Here is a 24,110-nt window from a genome sequence, read left to right as displayed (position 1 = left end):
TTAGAACAGCTCTTCACCTTCTGATTCGTAAATGTTGCCACCACTCGCCGCGGCTGAGGAAACATAGTCGGTCGGTTCGGTGCCTTTCTTAAAGAATTCAAACATCGAGCTGCCGTCTGATTTGCGGGTCAATAGGCCAGTATCTCGGTCGATACGTACTTTCACAATGTCAGATGGGATCACTTTGTTCTGCACTGGCACGTCAACCAAGGCATCAGACATAAAGTATATCCACGCAGGTTGCGCCGTTTTTGCCCCGGCTTCTGCACCAGAGATTTGGTCTTTATCCAAGTTTGCGTTACGTGCGGTTCTGCCCAGTTCACGTGAGTGGTTATCAAAGCCGACCCAAACTGTAGCGACAAGACCCGGTGCAAATCCGGTATACCACGCATCTTTTGAATCGTTTGTGGTACCCGTTTTACCGCCGATATCGCGACGTTTCAGTTTCTGAGCTCGCCAGCCTGTACCGTTCCAGCCTGTACCTTGACGCCAATCACCGCCACCCCAGATATTCGCTTCCAGCATCTCCCTGACAAGGAAGGCATTCTGCTCTGTGATCACATGCGGTGCGAAGTTTTTCGCTGGCGCATTCTCCATGTCTGCAGTCTGATCGAGAAGGCTGACTTCTTCTTGCATGTTGGTCGAATCCAGCTTTCCTGTGTCCGAAGTGTCTGCGCAATTTTCACGACAAATTGTTTGTGGGTTTGCAACGAAAACCTCTTTACCAAACGGGTCTTCCACTTTGCTGATGTAGTAAGGCGCAAGGTAGTAACCGCCGTTAGCAAACACGCTGAAGCCTTGGGCCACTTCCATTGGTGTCAGGCTGCCTGCGCCGAGGGCTAACGTTTCAGAGCGCGGCAGATCGTCGTGCTTGAAGCCAAAGCGGGTAAGGAAATCAATGGTCTCATCCAAACCCACACGGCGAAGTACACGTACCGCCATGACGTTTTTGGATTGCGCTAGACCAATGCGAGCACGTGTCGGGCCATCATAGGTTGGTGGAGAGTTCTTTGGACGCCACGCGGTCCCCTGACTTGAATCCCATTTGTTGATTGGCGCATCGTTGATGAGTGTCGCCAATGTCATGCCTTGCTCAAGTGCTGCGGAGTAAATAAACGGCTTGATCCCCGATCCCACCTGACGGACAGACTGCGTCGCACGGTTGAACTTGCTGTGGACGAAATTAAAGCCGCCTACCAGTGCTTTCACCGCCCCGTTTTCTGGCGACATTGCCACCATGGCGGTATTGGCATCCGGCACTTGGCTTAGGTGCCAAACATCCGTCACATTGCGTACCCAAACTTGCTCACCGGCAGCCAGAATATCAGCGGCTTGTTTTGGTGCTGAGCCTTGGCGCGTATCTGTTTTGTAGCGGCGTGCCCACTTCATGCCATCCCAAGGAATGGTCGCAGTAGCACCGTCTTGTAGCTCAATATCTGCGGTTTGACCGGTAACGTTAATGACCACTGCAGGGTTGAGATCACCGTATGTCGGTTGCTTTTTAAGATGCGCCTGAATTTTCTCTGCATCCCAAGGGGTCGTACCGTCTTTCCATAGTGTCGCAACGGCACCGCGATAACCGTGGCGTTCATCATAAGCCAGCAGGTTAATCACTGCGGCTTTCTGTGCGGCATTTTGCAGGCGAGAATCTACCGTGGTGTAGATTTTCATCCCTGACTCATAAACGCCTTCGCCGTATTTCTCAACCGCCCATGCGCGTGCAAGTTCAGCAACGTACGGTGCGTTTAATTCGATTTCTGCACCGTGGTAGCGTGAAACAATGGGCTCAGCTTTTGCTTGTTCAAATTCAGAACGCGTGATGTAGCCTTCATCCAGCATACGCTTTAGAACGACGTTGCGGCGGTGAGTTGCACGCTCTACGGAGTAGATTGGGTTCATGGTTGAAGGCGCTTTAGGCATGCCGGCCAAGGTGGCAAGCTCGCTTAAGGTTAGGTCTTTGAGGTCTTTACCAAAATACACACGCGCTGCTGCACCAAAACCGTATGAGCGGTAGCCAAGGAAGATCTTGTTAACGTAGAGCTCCATGATCTCTTGTTTGGTCAACAGTTGCTCAATGTGGATAGCGATGAAAATCTCTTTGATTTTACGCATGATCTTCTTCTCGTTTGAGAGGAAGAAGTTCCGTGCCAGCTGTTGGGTGATGGTACTCGCCCCTTGCTTCGCTGACCCAGATAGGGCTACGACGATGGCGGCACGAGTAATACCAATTGGATCGATGCCCGGATGCTCATAAAAGCGGCTGTCTTCTGTCGCTATCAACGCATCAATGAGATCTTGAGGGATTTCATTGTACGTGACTGGGATCCGGCGCTTTTCACCAAATTGAGAAATGAGTTTCCCATCTGCGCTGTAAACCTGCATCGGTGTTTGCAGTTTGACGTCTTTGAGTGTGGCTACGTCTGGCAATTCTGGCTTCAGGTAAAAATAGAAACCAAAAATTGTACCCACTCCAATAAATATGCAAACAATTGCAAGCATAAGCAGTCGCTTAATGAACTTCACTTGATATTTCCCGTAACGTTTTTAGTCGCACTGTAGGGTGACCTGATGTCCGTAGTATAAAGAGAACTGAATAAAAAATAACGAATCAGCCGCCATAACTTTAAAAAAGTGACCGAATGCTGACATTTAGCGGGAAGTACTTGTAAATGTTTCAAGGCAAATGGGCCATTGGGCTCGATATTGGAATTCATTCAGTTCGTGCTGCCATCTTGGAAAGCCGGAATAGCGGTGTTTATCTCCGCGATTTGTCTTCGGTTGAGCTTGGTAATGCGACGTTGACTGACGCTTTAAAAAGCTTGAGAAAGCAATTCTCTGTCAATAAAGCAGCATTTCGATTCGCGACAAAGTCGCAGGTAATGGGGATAGCCCAAAGTTCGGTTGCCATTAAACGTCTCCCGATAAGTCAAAACGTGTCTGAACAAGAGCAATACATGCAGATCGGATTGCAGCTCTCAGAAAATCTTGGCTTATCTATGGATGAATTGTTGTATGACTATCGAAACTTACCCTCAGGGGAAGGCATCGAAGTGTTCGCCTGCCGAAAATCCGTGTTGGCTTCAACATTGGATGCATTAGCGTCGTCAGGCTTTCGACTCTCAGTCATCGCTTTGGAGTCACATGCTTTGCTGCAGTTGTATGACCGACAACTTGACGTGTTATCCCTGTCTAACCGCGCTCTGATGGCTGATGTGAATACCGAACGACTCCAACTTTGTTTCGGTGTGGGTGAAAAAGACCCTCTGATGCGTGATTTGCCTCTTCCTATTTCAATGGGCCTGAACGGTGGCCGCACAACAAAAGCGCACTTTACAGAGCAAATAGCGGAAACTATCCAACGTCAATGTCAGCTTGTACGCACTCAGTTTCCAGAAGATCAAGTGACAACGTTATGGTTGTCTGGTGAGGGCAATCGCTTGATAGACATGGAACAGTTAGAAACCTTACTGGGGTGGCAGGTTAAAACCTTCAATCCTGTTCAGACATTGACGATCCCGACAGACGTGCTCAAAAAAATGAGCGAGCCAGCAAGCTATTGGTCGACGGCCGTTGGACTAGCATTGAGGGGGCTCGACGATGAGAAATAGCATCAACCTTCTCCCTTGGCGAGAGAACAAGCGTCTTGAAACGCGAAAGCAGTTTTACGTTGAAGCTCTCCTCGTCACACTACTGGTGATTGGCTTCTTAGGCATTGCGTTTTTAAACGGAGAGCGGCTTCTCTCTGCTCAGGAAGTGCGAAACACGCGCTTAGAGACCGAAATCCAAATCCTTGACAAAAAGCTGGCTGAATTTACAGAAAAGAAGTTAGCAAGGGACGCGTTAGAGCAACGTCTGGCCTTGGTCAACAGCCTTCAAATACAGCGTAACAACACCACGTTACTGTTCAATTTGTTACCCGAGGTTACGCCGGACGGCGTGGTACTCGATAGCGTCACGTTAAAACAAGGCAAGGTCAGCGTAAAAGGGAGAAGCCGTTCGAACGCCCAACTTGCGTCCTTGCTGGCTTTGCTGGAAGCGAAGCCGGGTGCTTCGGATGTTCAGATCCACTCGATCATAAACAATGAGAACTCGAAACAAGACGATGGCGCTGCAAACAGCTTTCTTTTGACCTTTTCGCTAGCGGCTTTTGTGTCTCTTGAATTGTCTGAGGAGGGCAAACATGGACGCTGATTGGAGAGATTGGGAGCTGGATGAAATCCCCGAATGGTCATCAACCGCTCGCAGAGTAGTGTTAACGGTTGCGGGGCTATTGGTACTGGTGGCGGGCTTGATGTTTGTTGTTTTGCCAAGTTACGACAAGATCACGATGGCCGAGCAAGAGGAAGTCATCCTTAAAAATACTTTTCGCTTTAAAGCCCAGAGAGTCGCTGCGCTTCCTGATGTGGATGAGCAGGTCGAAGCGCTGAACCGTTTTTATCTCAAACTGACCCAACAATTACCGCAAGATGAAGAGCTTGCGCAGTTGCTTGCTGGCATAAACGATATCGGGCAACAGTATGGCTTGTCGTTTGAACGGCTCGATTGGGGCTACGGAGAGCAAGTCGGATGGCTATACAAAGTCCCCTTAGAAATTGTGGTTACCGGAAGTTATGAAGGCATTGGTCAGTTCTCTGAGGCAATGGCAAGACTGCCACGCATCGTGGCATTGCAAGACTTCAACTTGAAACGAGAGGGTGGACACCGCGAAGTGCTGAATTTTTCTGTTGCGGCACATACCTATCGCTACATTGACCGGAATGTGGAGGGGCTATGAAAAAGCGGATAGCAGGCCTGATGCTGGTCTTTGTTGGAGGATGTTCTGACAGCACTAACAATCAAGACCTAGAAAGCTTTATTACGAAGACATATGCCGTTGCAGAAGTAACGTCAACCCCACTTCCACCAGAGCCTAAGTTTGAGCCTTTAGCGTTTGCCCCCGTGGTCAGTACAGACCCTTTTGTCATGCCGCAGGCTCAGGAAGACGATGAGTATTCCCGCACAGACTGCTGGCAACCTCATGATCTGCCAGGAAAAGACCCCTTAGAAAGCTTCGAACTTTCATCTTTGCAGTTTAAAGGTGTGATTGGTACGCCAGGCAGTTATTGGGCATTGGTGGAATCACCGGACGCGACGATTCACAGAATAGGGCCTGGGCGGATGCTAGGAAGCAACCGTGGCCAGGTCAAAAGTATTAGTCAGCATACGTTGTCACTGACCGAGCATTTGCCCGATGGGTTAGGCTGCTGGACAAAGCGCAACATTAAAGTGGCGATGGTTAACAAGGATTAAAGAGGCTCGAATGAAAGGACTTTGGAACGAAAGCCCGAGCAAAAGAAAATTTACTTACTGGCTCAGTGTGCTGGTGACGTGTTTGCCTATCGCTCAAATGGCGTATGCCGACAACCTGCTAACCAACATTGAATTATTGGAAAAGGAAAACAACGTATACAGTCTTGCGCTGACGCTAGAGAGTGCAGAAATATTGGCAAGCTTTGAAAAAAGTAACAGCGAATTGGCCATTGTCTTAAAAGACACCAGTGTGCTGGAAACCTTAGCAGAGCAGCAAACCGTCACGGAGGGTGTGCTCCAAAAAATTTCGCTTGCGCCGAACGAGGACGGGTTAGCGATAACACTTCAGGCCACCAGCCACTTTGGGTATGACTATTTTCAAGCAGACAACGTCCTGACAGTCGATGTCTTTCCCTCGCTCACTGTGGTGAAGTCCGATACCAATACATCAACCAAACCAGTCGACAACGGAAATATTTCGATCAATTTTCAAGATATTCCGGTTCGCTCTGTGCTTCAAATTCTCGCCGACCACAATGGTTTCAATCTTGTAATCTCAGACTCGGTTGAAGGCAGTTTAACCTTAAGGCTTGATAACGTACCGTGGCAAAAAGCCCTAGAGACGATCCTGACGGTGAAAGGGTTGGACAAGCGACAGAAAGGCGACATCTTGCTAATCGCACCGAAAACAGAACTTGATGAGCAAGAGCGGTTAGCTCTAGAGAAAATTCAGTTTGAGCGTGAAATGGCATCACTGCGTTCTGAAGTGATTCAAATTCGTTATGCCAGTGCAGAAGCCTTTAAAGAAATGCTCGAAGGGGATGACGAAGGCGAAGAGACCGTGGCATTGCTCTCCGAACGTGGCAGTGTGGCCGTTGACCCCAGAACTAACTCTCTGATTGTCACTGATCTCGCGGACAATATCGAAGTCGTTAAGGCTCTGCTGACCTCGCTTGATATTCCCGTTGATCAGGTGGAAATCGAAGCGCGTATTGTTACGGTTGATGAAGGTACCTTGGATGAGTTAGGCGTTCGCTGGGGGGTTGTTAACCAAAATGGTGACTTTACGACGGGCAGTTCCATAGAGGGCAATTGGCAACATACGGACCGTATTGATTGGCTGGGTGATGGTGAACAACCCGATATGGTCAACATTGATGACTATCTCAATGTCAATTTAGGCGCCGTCAGTCCAAATGCAACCAGCATTGCGTTCTCAATTGCCAATTTAGGCCGTGATCTGCTGTTGGATCTGGAGCTTTCTGCTTTGCAATCAGAAAACCGCGCAGAAATCATTTCAAGCCCACGTTTGCTTACCACTAACAAACGTCCTGCCTACATTGAGCAAGGTACTGAGCTGCCATACCTTGAAGCGTCCTCCAGCGGTGCGACGGCCGTTTCCTTCAAAAAAGCCGTGCTGAGTCTGTCAGTGACTCCCCAAATCACGCCTGACAATATGTTGGTGTTAGATTTGGTGGTCACACAAGACAAACCTTCTGTCACCGTAAAAGCGGGAAATGGTGAGGCGATGGCGATCAATACCCAACGTATTGGCACGCAAGTACTGGTGAATGACGGTGAAACCATTGTGTTGGGCGGTATTTTCCAGCATGAAACCGCCAACATCGAGGAAAAAGTCCCCTTGTTAGGCGATATTCCGGGTTTAGGTGTCCTTTTTCGCCGAAATTACGAATCGGTGGGCAAGCGTGAATTGCTCATATTTGTCACGCCAAGGGTCATGGTGCAATAATTTTGTAGCAAGCTTGGTGCTAAGCGGCGTAAAAACCGATATTCTTCAATAGGTCTGAAAGCGACAAGCAATGTGGCTTTCAGCCTCTCTCTTTGCCCTGCAATCTCTGAGAAACGACTTAAACCTGAACAATGACGTATTTTAAGTTGCCAAAGGGCTAGTTGACCTGAGATAATTTTTGGTCTGATCACGAATTATCTGTGAGGAATTTGGCGCCTCGGGCTTTCAATAGCGAGCCTCGGGCGGTGTTGTTTTCATTAACCGCGCGTAAACTGCTTAAAATGGCTGAAAAACGAAATATCTTTCTTGTAGGCCCTATGGGGGCTGGCAAAAGCACAATTGGTCGACACCTAGCACAACAACTACACATGGAATTTTTTGATTCGGACACCGTGATTGAAGAGCGCACTGGTGCTGATATCGCATGGGTGTTCGATGTTGAGGGTGAAGAAGGATTCCGCGCTCGTGAAGAGCACGTAATCAACGACCTTACTGAAAAACAAGGTATCGTTCTGGCAACGGGTGGTGGTTCAATCAAGAGCCGTGAAAGCCGCAACCGTCTGTCTGCTCGCGGTATCGTGGTTTACTTGGAAACCACCATCGAAAAACAATTGGCGCGTACTCAGCGTGATAAGAAGCGTCCATTGCTTCAAACTGACCAGCCTCGTGAAGTGCTTGAGTCATTAGCTGACGAGCGTAATCCACTGTACGAAGAGATTGCTGACTACGTTGTTCGCACTGACGATCAAAGTGCAAAAGTGGTAGCAAACCAGATCATCGAACTGCTGGAAAATCACTAAGAAATAAAAAGGAATTCCATGGAAAGGATCGACGTAAACCTTGGCGACAGAAGTTACCCCATTTCGATAGGCGCAGGATTACTTGCTGATCCGGCTTTATTCTCTGACGCTAAAGGCCGTCGTGTGGTGGTAGTGACCAATGAAACCATTGCGCCGCTTTACGCCGATCTTTTATTGGAAACCTTACGTAAAGCTGGCGGGGAGCCAGCTTTATTGTCCTTGCCTGACGGCGAGCAGCACAAAACGCTCGATACTTTCAACACCATCAATACCTTTTTACTCGAAGGTACTTATGCCCGCGACGTCCTGATTGTTGCATTGGGTGGCGGTGTCATTGGGGATGTTGTGGGTTTTGCGGCTGCTTGTTATCAGCGTGGCGTAGACTTTATCCAAGTTCCAACCACATTGCTGTCGCAAGTCGATTCATCGGTCGGTGGAAAAACGGCGGTCAATCACCCTTTAGGGAAAAATATGATTGGCGCGTTTTACCAACCGAAAGCGGTGGTGATTGATATCGATGTTCTGAAAACCCTACCTCAGCGAGAATTTGCTGCAGGTATGGCAGAAGTCATTAAATACGGCATCATTGCGGATAACCCCTTTTTCCAGTGGCTAGAAGGCAATCTGGTTCCCCTGAACCATCTGGATGCGGACGCACTTGTTTATGCGATTAAGCGTTGTTGCCAGATAAAGGCCGATGTAGTGGCTGAAGACGAGAAAGAGTCTGGTGTTCGCGCGTTACTCAACCTCGGTCACACCTTCGGACATGCCATTGAAGCGGAGATGGGGTATGGCAATTGGCTACACGGCGAAGCTGTCGCGGCCGGGACTGTGATGGCCGTGACAACGGCATATCTTCAGCAATTGCTTCCAAAAGAAGATGTTATCCGTATCACTTCCTTGCTCGAAAATGCGAATCTTCCCGTGAAAGCACCTACCTCTATGGGCTATGATGCTTTTATAAAGCATATGAAACGCGATAAAAAAGTGCTTTCAGGGCAACTACGTTTTGTTTTGCCAACCTCAATTGGAACGGCGGAAGTGGTTTCGAATGTATCTCCAGAAACGCTTGCTGAGGTCATTAAGACACATTAAGCGGGTTTGTATATGACAGGCTCCCATGACATGATCGCGTTGGATTTTGATAGCCAAATTCAATTGTTGTCGCGAATTCAATTTCTTACACGTTTTAGCTCTAACCTGGTTCAAGTCACTGGCGAAACAGGTGCTGGGAAAACGTGGCTGAGCGAACGCTACCTCGAAAACTGGGCGAATGAGCCCACGCAATCTCTCCTTATTTGCAATAACAGCCAACAGGATGCGCAGCACCGCGCCATTATCCTGCGACAAATTGTGCGCGACGGCGTGTTCAACGAAAACGACTCCATGCTGCAAAGCTTGGAGTACATGTTGGAAGGAAACAGTGTCCACGCGCTGATTGTTATCGACAATGCCCAACGACTCAGTGCCAATATCATTGCAGAACTTTGGTCGTTGGTTACCGAAGCTCAGCAAAGAAACAATTGGCAAATCAATGTGCTGCTGTTTAGCTTAAGAGGTAAGTTGAATAAGTGGCTCCACAAAGTGTCATATGGTCAAGGTGTGAAGCCGCTAGAGCTTGAAGTCAGTCCGCTTGCCGACAACGAGCGTGAAATGTTTATTGAAGTCATGATGGTAAGCCATCAGCTTGATGCCGCGCAGCGCCGAGCCCTGAAAGCGAAAGCCGCATTGTTACCGTCATTGCCTGGTGCATTAAAAGGACTAGGTCAACAGGAGATCCCCTCAATGGAAGAGAAGAAACGCCGTTCACTCATTCCTCTGGTTTTGCTCGTGCTGTTTCTTCTCGTTATCGGTGGTGGTCTGGTCTGGTGGGCAGTGAAGCCACAAATGCAGACTGCACCGACTGAGATCGCAGAAGCTGTGACGGATGGCGTGAAGTCGCTCACTGAAATCCTTGATGAGAAAGAAAAACAACTCAATGAGGAAGGTATCAATGCCGAGGGTGATCCGGCTACATCTGGAAAGGTGACTGACGACATTATCGATTTGCCGTTAGACCCAGTTGTGGAAGGGATGACTGTCGGTCGGCGGGATCCGAGCCGTCGAATCGTGGTTCCGGACAATGTCGTCGATGCCATCATTGACGACCAAGAAACAGGGGGGGACGGCACGGCTGTTGTCCCAGAACCACTGATTTCTGAGCTTCTCTCACCAGAGGCTGCGCACGTAGAAGCAGTGATACCGACTGTTGCAGCAAACCAAGCAACGCTATCAAAAACGGCAGTCGCACCACTACAAGTTGCGACATCGCAAAGTGAATCAATACCCGTAGCAACCGTTGCGAAACCGCCTTTGGCCGATACGCCGATGGCCAATAATGTGTTGTTGACAGTACCCGCTTCTCGTTATGCCCTGCAATTGGCTGCTTTGCAGTCCAAGCGAGCCGTTGACGAGTTCATGCAAGAGTATGAACTCGCGAGCTTAGCGTTAGTTTATGAAACGCGCCGAAACGGAGAACCTTGGTTTATGGTCTTGGTGGGTGATTATCCAACGGTTGCGGAAGCGAGAAAGGCGGAAGTGCAATTGCCCGAGAATGTTCGGAATCTGTCGCCATGGGCAAAATCATTCACGCAAATCCATAAAGAGATTGGGTTGGCAAATTAACCCCGTACTTCGGTACTCAAGGCACGAATTAACGCTGATTGATGGCAAAAAATAAGATACAATCCGCCACCTTTCGTACAGCAGTGGTGGTGGATACACATTAATGAAAAAGCATCGCGCCTTTCTCAAGTGGGCCGGGGGTAAATACTCACTGGTTGAAGACATCCGCAAGCACTTGCCTGAGGGTAAAAAGCTGATCGAGCCTTTTGTTGGGGCTGGGTCAGTGTTTCTGAACACAGATTTTGAACATTACCGTCTCGCTGACATCAATCCTGATCTCATCAATCTGTATAACCTGCTCAAGCAAGAGCCTACGCGTTATATCGATGATGTGAGAAAACTCTTCACACAAGAATACAACCAAAAATCGGCGTATCTTGCGATCCGTGAAGAGTTCAATAAGACCAAAGATCCGTACTTACGTTCGCTTTATTTCCTGTACATGAATCGCCACGGCTTTAATGGCTTGTGCCGATACAATAAAAAAGGCGGTTTCAATGTGCCTTTTGGTTCGTACAAGAAGCCTTACTTTCCGCAAGCAGAACTAGAGTTCTTTTCTGAGAAATCAAAGAAAGCGACGTTTGTGTGTGAAGGATACCAGCAGAGTTTTAAAGCGGCCCGTCGTGGTAGCGTGATTTATTGCGATCCCCCGTATGCTCCTTTGTCGACCACCGCCAATTTCACCACGTATGCCAGTGGGGGATTTAGTTTGGATGATCAAGCGCTGTTGGGCGAGTATGCGCGAAAAGCTGCGACGGAGAAGAGTGTGCCCGTGTTGGTTTCAAACCATGACACGCCGTTAACGCGTAGTCTCTATCATGGTGCGCATTTAAACGTTGTGAGAGTGAAGCGCACCATCAGTCGCAATGCTAGTGGTCGTAATAAAGTGGATGAATTACTGGCACTGTTTTCCTGCGAAAGTCCGGAATCACCTTAGGCCCGAGCTATTTTAGGCCTGAGTTACTTTGGGTCAGAGTTACTTTAGGATTGTGCAGGTGTGACAAATGACACCACGCCAATTAGGCCGAGTACAAAAAGAACCACGAAGACAACACCGACAACAATGTAGGGCACCATGCTAGCTTGCTGGAAGTCGCGTTGTCGGTTTTTGTCAGACTGCACGCCGAACATCGCCGCAAAAACACTTTTTATAATCTCCAATATACCAACCGTATTGCCTTTTTGTTCTTTGATCCGTTTCACTCCTGCCGCTCCATTCAGCCTGACTGTTCTTAGCTTAGCGCATAACGTTTCAATTCGCGGTATCGGCATTAATTCCCCCAGGTTATGGTATGAATCAAAGTATCTGATAGGACAGCGCGTTTGGGATCGGGTAGAATTGCGCCGACTTTTTAAGTGGCAAGTGAGGCTATAGGATGAAGGATTTTCTCATTGCGCCGTCGATTCTGTCGGCGGATTTCGCACGTTTAGGTGAAGATGTCGAAAAAGTGCTGGCAGCGGGTGCTGACGTGGTGCATTTCGATGTAATGGATAACCATTACGTACCGAACCTGACATTTGGTGCACCTATCTGTAAAGCACTTCGTGACTATGGCATCACCGCGCCGATCGATGTTCACCTGATGGTGAAACCTGTAGACCGTATTATCCCTGACTTCGCGAAAGCGGGTGCCAGCATGATCACCTTCCATGTGGAAGCCAGTGAGCATGTAGACCGTACGCTGCAACTGATTAAAGAGAATGGTTGTCAAGCCGGCTTGGTGTTCAACCCTGCAACGCCACTCCATCACCTTGACCATGTCATGGACAAAGTCGATATGATTTTGCTGATGTCAGTCAACCCTGGCTTTGGTGGCCAGTCGTTTATTCCTGAAACGCTGAACAAACTGCGTGAAGTACGTCGTCGTATTGACGAGAGCGGTCGTGACATTCGTCTTGAAATTGATGGCGGCGTAAAAGTTGACAATATTCGTGAGATTGCAGAAGCGGGCGCGGATATGTTCGTTGCTGGCTCAGCGATTTTCAGTCATCCGGATTACAAAGCGGTGATTGACGAAATGCGTGCAGAATTAAGCAAAGTAGGAAAATAAGCGGTGACGGTAAATTTCGACACAATCAAATATGTGGCGTTTGACCTAGACGGTACGCTGGTAGATAGCGTGCCAGATCTGGCCGAAGGCATTCGTATGGCGCTGGCAGATTTGAATCTGCATACGGTGACAGACGACGATGTACGCAACTGGATTGGTAACGGCGCAGAAATCATGCTTAAGCGTGCACTGAGCCAAAGCGTGACAATCTGTGCGGATATTGATGAAGCACTTTACACCCAAGTACGTGAACGCTTTGATTTCCACTATGCTAACAATGGTCACGGAAAAACCATCGTTTATGCGGGTGTGAAAGAGACGTTGTCTGCACTGAAAAGTGCAGGTTACACCTTGGGTATCGTGACCAACAAACCCTATCAGTTTGTGCCGGAGATCTTGGCGGACCTAGATTTGGCACAATACTTTACCGACGTTATTGGCGGTGACTCCTTGCCAACCAACAAGCCAGATCCTGAAGGTCTTTTCAGCCTGCGTGACAAGCATGGCTTGAAGGATGACAACATGCTGATGGTCGGTGATTCTAAAAACGATATCCTTGCCGCAAAAAATGCAGGTTTCGTCTCCGTTGGCCTGACATACGGGTACAACTACGGAGAGCCGATCAGTGATAGCGCACCAGAGTTTGTCGCTGCACACTTCAATGAATTATTAACGGTTCTCTCCACCGACAAAACAGCGTAAATTAACACGCAGACAATCTAAAAATAACAGCCGATGCGTGGTCGCATCGGCTGCTTCTACTGACAGGAACAGAAAGACCATGAGTAATCCATCGACCAAACCCATTGTACTTAGCGGTGTTCAGCCATCAGGCGAACTCAGTATCGGCAACTACATTGGTGCTTTGCGTCAGTGGGAGCAAATGCAGGACGATTACGATTGCCAATACTGCATCGTAGACTTGCACGCGATCACCGTGCGCCAAGACGCAGAAAAGCTGCGTCAAGCGACACTGGACTCTCTGGCACTGTGTCTGGCAGTTGGTGTAACGCCTGAAAAAAGTAACCTGTTTATCCAGTCTCACGTGCCTGAGCACGCACAACTGGGTTGGGTGCTGAACTGCTACGCGCAGATGGGTGAACTGAATCGAATGACCCAGTTCAAAGATAAGTCTGCTCGCCACGCTGAGAACATCAATGCGGGTCTGTTTGGCTACCCAGTGCTGATGGCAGCTGACATCCTGTTGTACCAAGCAAACCAAGTACCAGTGGGGAACGACCAAAAGCAGCACCTTGAGCTTGCTCGCGATATCGCGCACCGCTTCAATAACCTGTATGGCGACGTGTTCACGGTACCAGAACCGTACATCCCACAAGTGGGTGCACGCGTAATGAGCCTGCAAGATCCGATCAAGAAAATGTCAAAGTCGGATGACAATCGCAACAATGTGATTGGTCTTTTGGAAGATCCAAAAGCAATCGCAAAGAAAATCAAACGAGCCGTCACTGACTCAGAAGAGCCACCACGTGTTGCTTTCGATATAGAAACCAAACCGGGTGTTGCTAACCTGATGGGCTTGCTGTCTGTGGCGACGGGTAAGTCGTTTGCTGATCTTGAAGCGGAATACGAAGGGAAAATGTACGGTCACCTTAAATCGGATACGGCCGATGCCGTGGTTGCGATGCTGGAGCCAGTACAAACCCGTTATAAGCAGTTCCGTGAAGACCGTGCTTATCTGGATTCAGTCATGAAAGCTGGCGCAGAAAAAGCATCAGCCCGTGCTGCAGTAACGCTGAAAAAAGCGTATGAAGCGGTGGGTTTTGTGGCGCGTCCATAATCACGTTTTGATGAATAAGCAGCGATTTTTCGCTGCTTTTTTTATGCCTGAATATCCTCTTTATCCCCCATCCATGTTCTCTCTTGCTGTTGAAAACGCATAAAACCCCTCAATTCGTTTAGACAGTTACTGTCTTGATACGAAGACTTGCGACCCGTATCACTTATTTAATCCACGTGGCTGATAAACCATTTGCAGTGTTTCATGACTTCACACGCAAACAAGGACAGCTAATGAAGATTTCAACATGGAGCCCTCTGGCTCTGGCGCTAAGTATGGCGTTTCCCGTCAGTGCAAATATTCTCATCACGGAGTACGTGGAAGGCTCCTCAAACAATAAAGCGGTGGAACTGACCAACAAGGGGGGAGCAGATGCTTCCTTAGACGGGCTATTTATTAAAATTGCCTCCAATGGCAACAACGCGTTCAATGGCTCGGTGAGCCTCTCAGGGACACTGGAAGCAGGTGACAGTTATGTGGTTGCTAATTCAAGTGCTGTAAGTGACATTCTTGACGTTGCCCAACAAACCCCTGGATCTATCAATTTTAACGGTAACGATGTAGTGGCTCTGGTCGATGCCAGTGATAACGTGCTCGATGGGATTGGCCAACTAGGTAACAGTGATTCTTTCGGGGCAAATGTCACCCTTCGCCGAATAGATGGTAGTGCAGCGCGCACCGACCTTTCCTCGCCGTTTACTCCTTCCGAAGAATGGCAATTTTTTGCGTCAAACACTTTTGATGGATTGGGGTGCAGTGGTATTGCTGCCTGTGAGGGTGGAGGGGGTGGTAACACCTTCAGCTGTGAAGGCGAGACCTTAACGCCGACCTATGCGATTCAGGGAAGCGGCGACCGAAGTCCCTTGGTGCCAGATGGCAGCGTTGAAGCAGAGGGGACTTACTTCGTGGAGGGTGTCGTTACGGCGGTAACAACCAGCCTCTACAAAGGTTTCTGGTTACAAGACGCGGCCGGTGATGGTGACGAGGCCACATCAGACGGCCTGTTTATCTTTACTGGCAGTGCGCCTGAAGACATTGAACCGGGCATGCAGGTGTGCGTGGCGGGTACAGTCAAAGAGTTCTTTAACCTGACTGAACTGGATGCGTCAGACAGAAAATGGGAAGTGATTGATACCGTTGATACGCTACCCGCAACAGACATTGAGGTTGGTGAAAACGAGACGCTCGATGATGCGCTTGAACGCTATGAAGGCATGAAGGTGCGTTTGACGCGTGAGAGTGAGTTGGTTGTCACCCGAAACTTCGGTTTTGATTTTGATGCCTTCCGCAACAACATGGTGTTGTCTCATGAAGCACCAAACGTCAAACCGACTCAGCTTTATATCGCAGGTTCAGATGAGAGCGCTGCACTGGCCGCTGCCAATGACAGTAATCAGCTATTCATTGAAACTGACGTAAAAGCGCCAGATGGTGTGGTGCCGTATTTCCCAGGCCTGGATGCGGAGCAGGGTTATATCCGCATTGGCGATACCGTGACTAACCTTGAAGGGGTGATAGGCTATAGCTTCAGTGACTATCGACTGGTGGTCAGCAATGAGCTAATCGCAAGTGACTTTGTCCGTAGTAGCGATCGCACGGCTGCTCCCGAGGTGTTCGCTGACGCTAATCTTACAGTCGCGAGTTTCAACGTCTTAAATTATTTCACCAGCGCTAGCGCGATTGGTGGCGACTTGAATATTACCTGTGATGATCAGGCGGATGCCGATGCGTCACGTGGTTGTAACCGAGGCACCAAAGACGCTGCAGAGTTTGCATTGCAACAAGCAAAAATCGTCAATGCTCTGACCGCCATGGACGCTGATATTGTTGGCTTAATGGAAATTGAGAATAACGGCTTTGGCGAAAACGGTGCGCTGGCCAACCTGGTGACAGAGCTCAATACCCAGTTTGCTGATGACGCGGACAACTATGCCTATGTAGTGCCTGCTGCCGGCGATTTGACCGAAGGGGCTTATTTGGGCAGTGATGCAATTCAAGTGGCTCTGCTTTATCGTCCAGCCGTTGTCGAGCTTGATAGTGATGCAGTTGTCGTGCGTATGCCAGAACAACACATCTCTGGCGAAAGCCCTGATGGTGAGACGCGTCAGTTGGATAAATTCCAGCGCGATAGCCTGCTTCAGAGCTTTTGGGTTATGGGTGACCAAAAGCTCTCGGTAGCTGTCAGTCATTTCAAATCGAAAGGCTCCGGTTGTTACGAAGACTGGATTGCTGGCGAGTTTGATGACGACCCTGCCGATCTTCAAGGGCGATGCAATGCATTTCGTGTGTCCGCCGCAGAAACCTTGGGTAAGGCGCTGGAAAACATCGATGGAGATATCATCGCGCTTGGTGATTTCAATGCGTATGGACAAGAGGATCCTATGCGTGTCATGACCAATTACGACACCGATACGGCGGTGCGTAAAATCGTCTCGGCAGCAGGTACCTCGATTGCAGGTGTCACACTCGATGAGATGGCGCGTGAGGTAGACGATGGCTTTGCCTATGTAAACCTAGCTACTTATGCGCTTGGCGAAGAGGCGTTTTCCTATACGTTCGACGGTGAACTTGGCAGCCTTGACCATGCAGTGGGTAACGACAGTGTGGTAGAGAAAGTGGTTGGTGTTGAAGACTGGCACATCAACGCAGTTGAAAGCACGTTGTTCCAGTATTCAGGGCGCTTTACAGGCGATCTGGTTAAATCGACCAACCCTTACTCGTCATCTGATCACGATCCAGTGATTGTCAGCCTCAAGTATGAAGAACCCATCCAGCGCTTTAAACTGCGCTTCAACAACAAAAGCTTTTTCTGGGTTCAGCCAGCGGTGAATGGGGAGATTGATACCAACAGGCCTTGGCTTCGTTGGAAGAGTAAGCGTAAGTACACTGAAAGCAGCGAATTTATGCAAGACTTGGGTGTGGAATACGGTGATTCAGTCAGCTTGAGTGCACGCTTGTGGGGTATCTTTGATATTCCATGCGGAACCGTTGAGATTGATGATAAGATAGTCGCGGTCTTTAAAGGCTTCCGCTGTAAGATAAAATAAAGACGTTTTAAAACGAAACAGGCTCTCTCGGGAGCCTGTTTTTTTGTGCGGTTTTAATGGGTTGCCTAGAGATTATTTACTACGCTTTAAGAGTGTCTCATTACCTGAACATGACTTCTATTTTTTGGAATGGATTGTTCGCTAATGTTTCTGGCGTCTCTTAATTGGAATGATACATGTCGGTTATCGAATCTCTGTCGCTATTTATAGCGCCGCCATCAAACGATCAACCTGTACTTGCCGGGGTCTATGAGCCTTGGTTTTTATTAATGGCTGTGATCGCGACATTCATTCTGGTGTCTCTCTCTTTCGTGCATCGCCCTTTGGAAGAAGGGAAGACGACCATTTTGCAATTCACTCCTTTGCCTGTGAACGCCCTTGCACTGACTTGTGGGTTCGTTCTTCTTCCTGTCGCTAACGTCTTGGCTAATTCCGCATTTCGAGACGTCGGTTTTTCTCCGGTCATTTTGTTCATACTGACGAGTCTGAGTTTTATTGCGGTTTACTTCACGTTGAAGATGATTGCCTTTCCTACAAATTCGCCACTGAAGATTGTTTCATCTGCTTGCATCATGACGCTCACGCTTTCGGTACAAACATGGTTGACCTACGCCTGTGTCAATGGCGTAGCTGTGTCCCGATTCGACTTTTCCAATGCCTTGTTGATGACGGTGAGCACTGGCCTCCTTGTGATGTTGAGTTTGTGGGTGCGATACTCGCCCAGCGTCCACGAAAAATGGGATATCAATGTGTCGCGCTCTTTGACGGCGGGGGCATTGCTTACCCTTGCAGTGATGTTGACGTCATTGCTATCTCGCGGCTCATTGATCCTTTCCGTTCAGCCGAACCGGAACGATGATTTCCCATTTTTAGGGCGTGACATGTTAATGATGCTGGCGTTCGTCTTTGTGTTTATTGCCACGCTGTGCCCCCTTGTCACTGCTTTTTATCGCATCAGAATTCGAGAGCGGTATTTGCTTACCAAAAGAAAAGAACTTGAGGGGGTGATGCAGACCATAACCGATGCGATTATTGCGATTGACCAACATGGAACGATTACGTTTTTCAATCACTCAGCAGAACGTATTTTTGGCTGGTATGCGTCAGAGGTCACGGGCCGTAACGTCCGTATCTTAGTGACTGACGCCCACCAGCATAGGCACGACTCGTATATCCATAATTACCTCGAAAACCGAAATTCCGCGGTGGTGGGATCTGTGCGAGAAGTGACAGCGAAGCGAAAAGACGGCTCAACATTGCCCGTGAGACTCGCGATTGGTCATCAAGCACTTCGAGGGAAACATGAGTTTGTAGCTGTAATTTCAGATATTTCAGAACAACGTCATCTTGCATGGGCCTTACGAGAAAACGCTAAACAATATCGTTCTTTGGTGGCTAATTTACCTTGTATGGCATTTCGGGAGATGACGGGGGCTGCGCGACATATTGTGTACATCAGCGACGCGGCGAAGTCCATGACAGGCTACAGCACGTCAGTGTTAACGGGGGAAAATGGCGTCTCCCATTTTATCGACCGTATTCGACCCAGTGATACAGCAAATTATCGCAGGGCGAGAGAACTAGCATCGCATCGGAATGGGAAATATGACTGTGAATACTGGTTCACCACGCGTGATGAGCAGGAGAAGTGTTTTTGGGAGATCGGACATAGTTATCGGGCTGAAGATGGCAGTACCTGGATAGATGGCGTCATTCTCGACATTACCGAAAAGCGCGAGGCCGAAGAGGAGTTTGAGGAAAAGATGCGATTGGCTGAGAAAGCCACACAATCAAAGTCTTCGTTTTTGGCCAACATGAGCTACGAATTTCGAACGCCAATGAATTCAATTCTCGGTTTAACGCATGTTTTAATTGATGAAGAAAAAAATCCCACGCATCGTCATCATCTTGAAGTGATAAAAGAATCTGGCGAAAGCCTGATGAAGTTGATTAACGACATTCTCGACACCTCGAAGCTTGAGAGTCAGTCGCTGCCACTGGATATGGCTGAGTTTTCTTTGGCTCAATTGTGCCGACAAATCGAATTTATTGCCCGTGAGACGGTAAGAGCGAGAGAACTACACGTTACCTTGCATTACAACGAACGGCTGGGGGAACATTATGTCGGCGACGCAAGGCGTGTGAAACAACTGCTTCAAAATATGATGCGAAGCGCACTGACCAAAACTGAAAAAGGGCATGTTGCATTGCATGTCTTGCCCGTGAACGACACGGTTCGCTTTGTGGTAGCGACGTACCCTTCGTGCTCAGTAAAGCGTGCGCAAAACGAAACGGAAAACACCGGACAAACACTGTCTGCGACCTTGATCACCCAGTTGGTTGAATTGATGCGTGGTAATTTGTGGTTTGATGGCGAAACGGCAAATAATTCCCTTGTTTACGCAGATTTGCCATTAATTCCCTCTCAAGGCGTCGCCCCTTTTTCTCGCGAGTCTATCCAGCATTACGCCCTTCCGCCTATCGAGGTGTTGGTGATTGACGATGTACAGCGTAACCAACAAGAGCTTCGAGACATCTCCCTACGACAAGGGGTAAAAGTATTGACGTTTACTGACCTTGTTTCTGCTGAAGATGTTATCAAAACACAGCCTGTCGATATCGTCATGTTAGATGCCTATCTCAGTGACGAGTTTCCTAACCCTAAAACATTAAAAACGTGGGCTATGCAGTGGGCAAAGGCTCCTCCTAAAGTCATTGCGTTGACATTGGCGGTCGATCCGACACCCACCGCTCAGTGGCTTGAGAGAGGTTTTGACGGTGTTGTTACTAAACCATTTATCAATGATCAGATATTTGAAGTTCTCAAGCATTGCTTGGGCGTGCACGAAGAAACCAGCAACATCATGCCGCTGAACAGCGTGAAAGGGGAAAATGAACTGGCGTATTTTGACGAAAACGCAGTGAGCAAGCGTTGGCCATCGTCAGAGATCTTATTAAGTGTCGTCCGTGATTTTTTTGTCAGCTATAACCAGCTACCCGCACATATCGTTAAGATGCTATCTGAATCGCCAGACTCAGCGGTTGACCATTTAAGTAAAGCGGCTGAAGCGGCGCATTACCTTGGATTTTCCAAGCTCGAAAGCGACATACTCAGAATTAAACAGAGTTTAAAAAATGGTGATCGGCTCACGGCTGAGAGTCGTTTGACTGAATTAAGAGAGAGTCTGACGACAGCCTTTGACCACGCGTTAGCGTATTTGGGAGTGCGTATTGATGATCTTGAAAATGAATCGACGACGCAGAAAATGAGTGATGAACAGTTTGCGCGATCCGCCGAGGCATTTGCTTTGAAACTGTCAGAAGGGCAACTCGATGAAACTCTCTACAAAACCCTGATCCCTTCAATGACAGGCATGGTTTCACCCGCAATATTAGCCGAGTTCGTGGCATCAATTGAGAACTTTGAGTTAGACGATGCTTACCAACTCTTTTTGTCTGTTGTTGAGCAATTTCCATCATCCGAAAACACAGGAGTGACGGGCTATGGCGTATAAAGTATTGGTGGTGGATGATGAGCCCAGCAATCTGCACGTAATGCGAACTATCTTGCAAGACCAATACACCTTAGTGTTTGCGAAAAATGGTGAACGCGCGATAGAGCTGACCATTCAGCAGCGACCAGATCTTATCCTTCTCGATATTATGATGCCGGGTATGAATGGGTACGAGGTGTGTCGTCAACTTAAACAAGACCGAACACTCTGTCATATACCTATCGTTATCGTGTCTGCCCTTGATGAATACCAAAGCGAAGTCGAAGGGTTAAAAGCGGGTGCTGCCGATTTCCTTATTAAGCCTGTATCACCTGAATTGGTCAAAAGTCGTGTCGCCAATTTATTGGGGGAAGCGCGTGCGACAACAATGCGAGAAAATTATCAGCTTGTCATGAATCAAGTTGCTGCCGTGGCGGCACTGCACAAGAATGAAGTGGAAATTTCTGCACCAAGAATTGCCAAGTTGTGCGAGTGGTTGTCATTAAAATATGGTTTAACCAAAGCCAAATCTGTAGACATCAGTCTCGCTTATCCGCTCTGCTCCCTCGGTGAACTTTGGAACGACGAAGGCAATAACACAACGGCAGAAAGTCGTAGTCTGCTGCTGCTGTCTGAAGCAACCAAAGGGTTTGCCTGCGTGACTGCGACTCTGTTGACTTACAAAAACACCCGCTGGGATGGATCGGGCTTTCCAGAAGTTGAAGGCGACAAAATTCCAGAAGAGTGCCGTGTTGTCACCGTGTGTGAAAGGCTGGATGCAGAAGTTGAAAGTTTAGCGGGAGGTAGCGACTCGCGCGTACACAAGGCCATTCAGAATATCTCAGTGGAGGCGGGGACACTCATAGACCCAAGATTGATTCACTTGCTGGATGAAAATAGTGAGGAGCTCAGTGCCTTGTATTCACAGTGGTTTTTAGAACCATGGCCGACCCCGATTTTACCGATCAACGCATTCTGACCATCTGGAGCCGTGCAGCAAGTTAAGGGCTGTGATAGCATTTGCGCCCAGCCTCGCTGAAGTAATGCGAGCAGGACGTGATGGGATCCATTTGTGCTGTTAATTATTGATAATTACGACTCTTTTACCTACAACTTGTATCAGTATTTCTGCCAGTTAGGCGTGACGGTAGACGTTCACCGTAATGATGCGATTTCGTTGGCGGACATTGAAGCGATGGCCCTGAGTCATCTGGTTATTTCACCTGGCCCGTGTACACCGGACGATGCTGGTATTTCTCTCGATGCCATTCAGCATTTTGCGGGTAAGTTGCCCATTTTAGGTGTTTGCCTGGGGCACCAAGCCATGGCACAGGTTTTTGGTGCCAACGTCGTACGCGCCAAACAAGTCATGCACGGAAAGACCAGCCCAGTCCTGCATAAAGACCAAGGTGTATTTACAGGGTTGAACAACCCGCTGACGGTGACGCGATACCACTCCTTAGTGGTGGAAGCTTCTTCGTTACCCTCGTGTTTTGATGTCACTGCATGGACAGAGAAAGACGGTGGATTTGATGAAATTATGGGTATTCGACACCGTACATTGCCGCTTGAAGGGGTGCAATTTCATCCGGAAAGTATTCTGACCGAGCAAGGCCATCAGTTACTTACTAACTTCCTTTCACAGTAATCCGCCGACCTTTCTACCCTGCATCCCCTATTTTTATTAGCAGGGGAGTCGATCTGTATCACTAATTTTACATTTTAGTTTCACCTTTTTCTGCGGGTGAACAGTGAAACCTTATTCACTTCTGAATCACCTCCCTTCCTTTGTTTCCTAATAGGAAAGACACTATTACCTCTTGTTGTATTAATAACTTGAGCGAAATTGCGCATAAATATGGCATTAGGATGAATTTCCCCCAAGTTTACAGTTTAGGGTTATAAAATTATCTGCTATTGATGTGGTTAAAAAATTGTAAATACTATGCTTATAGCAGAATCGACAGAAGGATATGAGCGATGACGGCTGATTTTAAAGTAGAACGTAAGCTGTTCGATGATGTGATGGTGCCTTGTTACGCGCCTATGGAAATGATTCCCGACAAGGGAAAAGGGGCGCGTATTTGGGACTTGGATGGCAATGAGTACATTGATTTTGCTGGTGGTATTGCAGTGAGCTGTCTTGGGCACTGCCACCCTGTAATGGTTGATGCACTCAAAGCGCAAGCTGAGAAACTATGGCATCTCAGCAATGTGATGACGAATGCGCCAGCTTTGCGTTTGGCCAAGAAACTCACCGAAGTGAGCTTTGCAGAGCGCGTATTCTTTGCTAACTCCGGGGCCGAAGCCAATGAAGCTGCTTTAAAACTCGCGCGCCGTTGGGCCGCAGATGAGTTCGGCCCAGAGAAAAGCGAAATCATTGCCTTTACGCAAGGTTTTCATGGCAGAACCTTCTTTACCGTGACGGTTGGTGGTCAGGCTGCGTATTCCGATGGCTTTGGGCCAAAACCGGGCGATGTAACCCACCTGCCATACAATGATTTAGATGTACTGGCTGCCGCTATATCGGATAAAACCTGCGCCATCATGATGGAACCACTACAGGGTGAAGGCGGTATCGTTTCGGCGGATGACACTTTCCTTGAGGGCGTCAGAGAGTTGTGTGACAAGCACAACGCATTATTGATCTTTGATGAAGTGCAAACGGGTAATGGCAGAACGGGCACGTTCTACGCGTACCAGCAAACCAGTGTCACACCGGACATTCTCAGCACGGCAAAATCACTCGGCGGCGGTTTCCCTATTGGTGCCATGCTTACTACAGAGAAACTGGCAGCACATATGAAAGTGGGCACGCACGGCTCTACCTACGGCGGAAACCCCCTGGCTTGTGCTGTGGCGGAGGCTGTGGTGGAAGAGATTTCTAAACCTGAAGTACTGGCGGGTGTGAAAGAGCGTGAAGGCTGGTTCCGTCAAGGTTTAGAGGCACTGAATGCCAAATACAATATGTTCAGTGACATTCGCGGCAAGGGTTTATTGGTAGGGGCGGCACTTAACGATGAGTGGAAAGGCCGTGCACGTGATGTATTGGTTGCTGCCGGTGAAGAAGGTTTGTTAGTGCTGGTGGCAGGTGCCAATGTCGTCAGAATGACCCCTTCTTTGGTGATCACCAAAGAAGAAGTTCAAGAGGGGCTAGCGCGTCTGGATCGTGCACTGTCCAAACTGGTGGCTTAACTCGCCACCAGTGAAATAACGC

General features: G+C 48.5%; 19 protein-coding genes. 17 read left to right on the top strand and 2 right to left on the bottom strand.

The window, feature by feature from the left end; genetic code table 11:
- Entirely contained in the window at nt 1-2,523 is a 2,523-nt protein-coding gene (locus B5D35_RS05025; protein WP_078751498.1) for a penicillin-binding protein 1A, read from the bottom strand.
- A gap of 146 nt (nt 2,524-2,669) precedes the next feature.
- Between B5D35_RS05025 and pilM the strand changes: the two genes are divergently transcribed.
- The 9 genes from pilM to B5D35_RS04980 all read left to right on the top strand — a co-directional run bounded on the left by pilM (nt 2,670) and on the right by B5D35_RS04980 (nt 11,440).
- Nucleotides 2,670-3,608, top strand: coding sequence for a type IV pilus biogenesis protein PilM (pilM, locus tag B5D35_RS05020; protein WP_078751497.1), 939 nt, complete (start codon nt 2,670-2,672; stop codon nt 3,606-3,608).
- Nucleotides 3,598-4,191, top strand: coding sequence for a PilN domain-containing protein (locus B5D35_RS05015; RefSeq protein ID WP_078751496.1), 594 nt, complete (start codon nt 3,598-3,600; stop codon nt 4,189-4,191). Before pilM ends, B5D35_RS05015 begins: the two co-directional genes overlap by 11 nt.
- Nucleotides 4,181-4,774, top strand: coding sequence for a type IV pilus inner membrane component PilO (locus tag B5D35_RS05010; RefSeq protein WP_078751495.1), 594 nt, complete (start codon nt 4,181-4,183; stop codon nt 4,772-4,774). The genes B5D35_RS05015 and B5D35_RS05010 overlap by 11 nt, the downstream gene beginning before the upstream one ends.
- A complete protein-coding gene (locus B5D35_RS05005) occupies nt 4,771-5,289 on the top strand; it encodes a pilus assembly protein PilP (RefSeq protein ID WP_078751494.1) in 519 nt (172 codons plus the stop codon). Before B5D35_RS05010 ends, B5D35_RS05005 begins: the two co-directional genes overlap by 4 nt.
- A gap of 10 nt (nt 5,290-5,299) precedes the next feature.
- Nucleotides 5,300-7,039 (top strand): type IV pilus secretin PilQ, encoded by a 1,740-nt coding sequence (locus B5D35_RS05000; RefSeq protein ID WP_078751493.1) that lies wholly within the window; start codon nt 5,300-5,302, stop codon nt 7,037-7,039.
- A 281-nt stretch (nt 7,040-7,320) separates the two neighbouring features.
- Nucleotides 7,321-7,839 (top strand): shikimate kinase AroK, encoded by a 519-nt coding sequence (gene aroK / locus B5D35_RS04995; RefSeq protein WP_078751547.1) that lies wholly within the window; start codon nt 7,321-7,323, stop codon nt 7,837-7,839.
- A gap of 18 nt (nt 7,840-7,857) precedes the next feature.
- Nucleotides 7,858-8,934, top strand: a complete 1,077-nt coding sequence (gene aroB / locus B5D35_RS04990; protein ID WP_078751492.1) for a 3-dehydroquinate synthase — start codon at nt 7,858-7,860, stop codon at nt 8,932-8,934.
- Between the two features lie 30 nt (nt 8,935-8,964).
- Complete coding sequence (locus tag B5D35_RS04985) at nt 8,965-10,503, top strand: AAA family ATPase (RefSeq protein ID WP_078751491.1); 1,539 nt, start codon at nt 8,965-8,967, stop codon at nt 10,501-10,503.
- 103 nt (nt 10,504-10,606) lie between these two features.
- Complete coding sequence (locus B5D35_RS04980) at nt 10,607-11,440, top strand: Dam family site-specific DNA-(adenine-N6)-methyltransferase (RefSeq protein ID WP_078751490.1); 834 nt, start codon at nt 10,607-10,609, stop codon at nt 11,438-11,440.
- 44 nt (nt 11,441-11,484) lie between these two features.
- On the opposite strand, the gene B5D35_RS04975 is transcribed toward B5D35_RS04980, so the two are convergent.
- A complete protein-coding gene (locus tag B5D35_RS04975) occupies nt 11,485-11,697 on the bottom strand; it encodes a DUF2970 domain-containing protein (RefSeq protein ID WP_332870301.1) in 213 nt (70 codons plus the stop codon).
- A gap of 182 nt (nt 11,698-11,879) precedes the next feature.
- Between B5D35_RS04975 and rpe the strand changes: the two genes are divergently transcribed.
- From rpe to B5D35_RS04935, 8 genes are all read left to right on the top strand, one after another.
- Nucleotides 11,880-12,554, top strand: coding sequence for a ribulose-phosphate 3-epimerase (rpe, locus tag B5D35_RS04970; RefSeq protein WP_078751488.1), 675 nt, complete (start codon nt 11,880-11,882; stop codon nt 12,552-12,554).
- A gap of 3 nt (nt 12,555-12,557) precedes the next feature.
- A complete protein-coding gene (locus B5D35_RS04965) occupies nt 12,558-13,256 on the top strand; it encodes a phosphoglycolate phosphatase (RefSeq protein ID WP_078751487.1) in 699 nt (232 codons plus the stop codon).
- Nucleotides 13,257-13,335: 79 nt separating this feature from the next.
- Entirely contained in the window at nt 13,336-14,352 is a 1,017-nt protein-coding gene (trpS, locus tag B5D35_RS04960; protein ID WP_078751486.1) for a tryptophan--tRNA ligase, read from the top strand.
- A gap of 233 nt (nt 14,353-14,585) precedes the next feature.
- Complete coding sequence (locus tag B5D35_RS04955; RefSeq protein ID WP_078751485.1) at nt 14,586-17,399, top strand: ExeM/NucH family extracellular endonuclease; 2,814 nt, start codon at nt 14,586-14,588, stop codon at nt 17,397-17,399.
- 176 nt (nt 17,400-17,575) lie between these two features.
- Entirely contained in the window at nt 17,576-20,914 is a 3,339-nt protein-coding gene (locus tag B5D35_RS04950) for a PAS domain S-box protein (RefSeq protein ID WP_078751484.1), read from the top strand.
- Nucleotides 20,904-21,872, top strand: coding sequence for a response regulator (locus B5D35_RS04945; protein ID WP_078751483.1), 969 nt, complete (start codon nt 20,904-20,906; stop codon nt 21,870-21,872). The genes B5D35_RS04950 and B5D35_RS04945 overlap by 11 nt, the downstream gene beginning before the upstream one ends.
- 93 nt (nt 21,873-21,965) lie before the next feature.
- Nucleotides 21,966-22,541, top strand: a complete 576-nt coding sequence (locus tag B5D35_RS04940) for an aminodeoxychorismate synthase component II (RefSeq protein ID WP_078751482.1) — start codon at nt 21,966-21,968, stop codon at nt 22,539-22,541.
- Nucleotides 22,542-22,873: 332 nt separating this feature from the next.
- Entirely contained in the window at nt 22,874-24,088 is a 1,215-nt protein-coding gene (locus B5D35_RS04935; RefSeq protein ID WP_078751481.1) for an aspartate aminotransferase family protein, read from the top strand.
- Nucleotides 24,089-24,110: the final 22 nt, after the last annotated feature.

This window comes from Enterovibrio nigricans DSM 22720 (genome assembly GCF_900167155.1).
In the GTDB taxonomy this organism is placed as follows: domain Bacteria; phylum Pseudomonadota; class Gammaproteobacteria; order Enterobacterales; family Vibrionaceae; genus Enterovibrio; species Enterovibrio nigricans.
Note: the sequence above shows the minus strand (reverse complement) of the source record. Positions and strands in the feature narration are given on the sequence as shown.

Bases quoted from the DNA above. Each gene is read 5' to 3' on its own strand.
- pilM (WP_078751497.1), top strand. From the start codon at position 2,670: ATGTTTCAAGGCAAATGGGCCATTGGGCTCGATATTGGAATTCATTCA.
- B5D35_RS04950 (WP_078751484.1), top strand. From the start codon at position 17,576: ATGTCGGTTATCGAATCTCTGTCGCTATTTATAGCGCCGCCATCAAAC.
- rpe (WP_078751488.1), top strand. From the start codon at position 11,880: ATGAAGGATTTTCTCATTGCGCCGTCGATTCTGTCGGCGGATTTCGCA.
- B5D35_RS05010 (WP_078751495.1), top strand. From the start codon at position 4,181: ATGGACGCTGATTGGAGAGATTGGGAGCTGGATGAAATCCCCGAATGG.
- B5D35_RS05000 (WP_078751493.1), top strand. From the start codon at position 5,300: ATGAAAGGACTTTGGAACGAAAGCCCGAGCAAAAGAAAATTTACTTAC.
- B5D35_RS04955 (WP_078751485.1), top strand. From the start codon at position 14,586: ATGAAGATTTCAACATGGAGCCCTCTGGCTCTGGCGCTAAGTATGGCG.
- trpS (WP_078751486.1), top strand. From the start codon at position 13,336: ATGAGTAATCCATCGACCAAACCCATTGTACTTAGCGGTGTTCAGCCA.
- B5D35_RS04980 (WP_078751490.1), top strand. From the start codon at position 10,607: ATGAAAAAGCATCGCGCCTTTCTCAAGTGGGCCGGGGGTAAATACTCA.
- B5D35_RS05015 (WP_078751496.1), top strand. From the start codon at position 3,598: ATGAGAAATAGCATCAACCTTCTCCCTTGGCGAGAGAACAAGCGTCTT.
- B5D35_RS04935 (WP_078751481.1), top strand. From the start codon at position 22,874: ATGACGGCTGATTTTAAAGTAGAACGTAAGCTGTTCGATGATGTGATG.
- B5D35_RS04945 (WP_078751483.1), top strand. From the start codon at position 20,904: ATGGCGTATAAAGTATTGGTGGTGGATGATGAGCCCAGCAATCTGCAC.
- aroK (WP_078751547.1), top strand. From the start codon at position 7,321: ATGGCTGAAAAACGAAATATCTTTCTTGTAGGCCCTATGGGGGCTGGC.
- B5D35_RS04985 (WP_078751491.1), top strand. From the start codon at position 8,965: ATGATCGCGTTGGATTTTGATAGCCAAATTCAATTGTTGTCGCGAATT.
- B5D35_RS05005 (WP_078751494.1), top strand. From the start codon at position 4,771: ATGAAAAAGCGGATAGCAGGCCTGATGCTGGTCTTTGTTGGAGGATGT.
- aroB (WP_078751492.1), top strand. From the start codon at position 7,858: ATGGAAAGGATCGACGTAAACCTTGGCGACAGAAGTTACCCCATTTCG.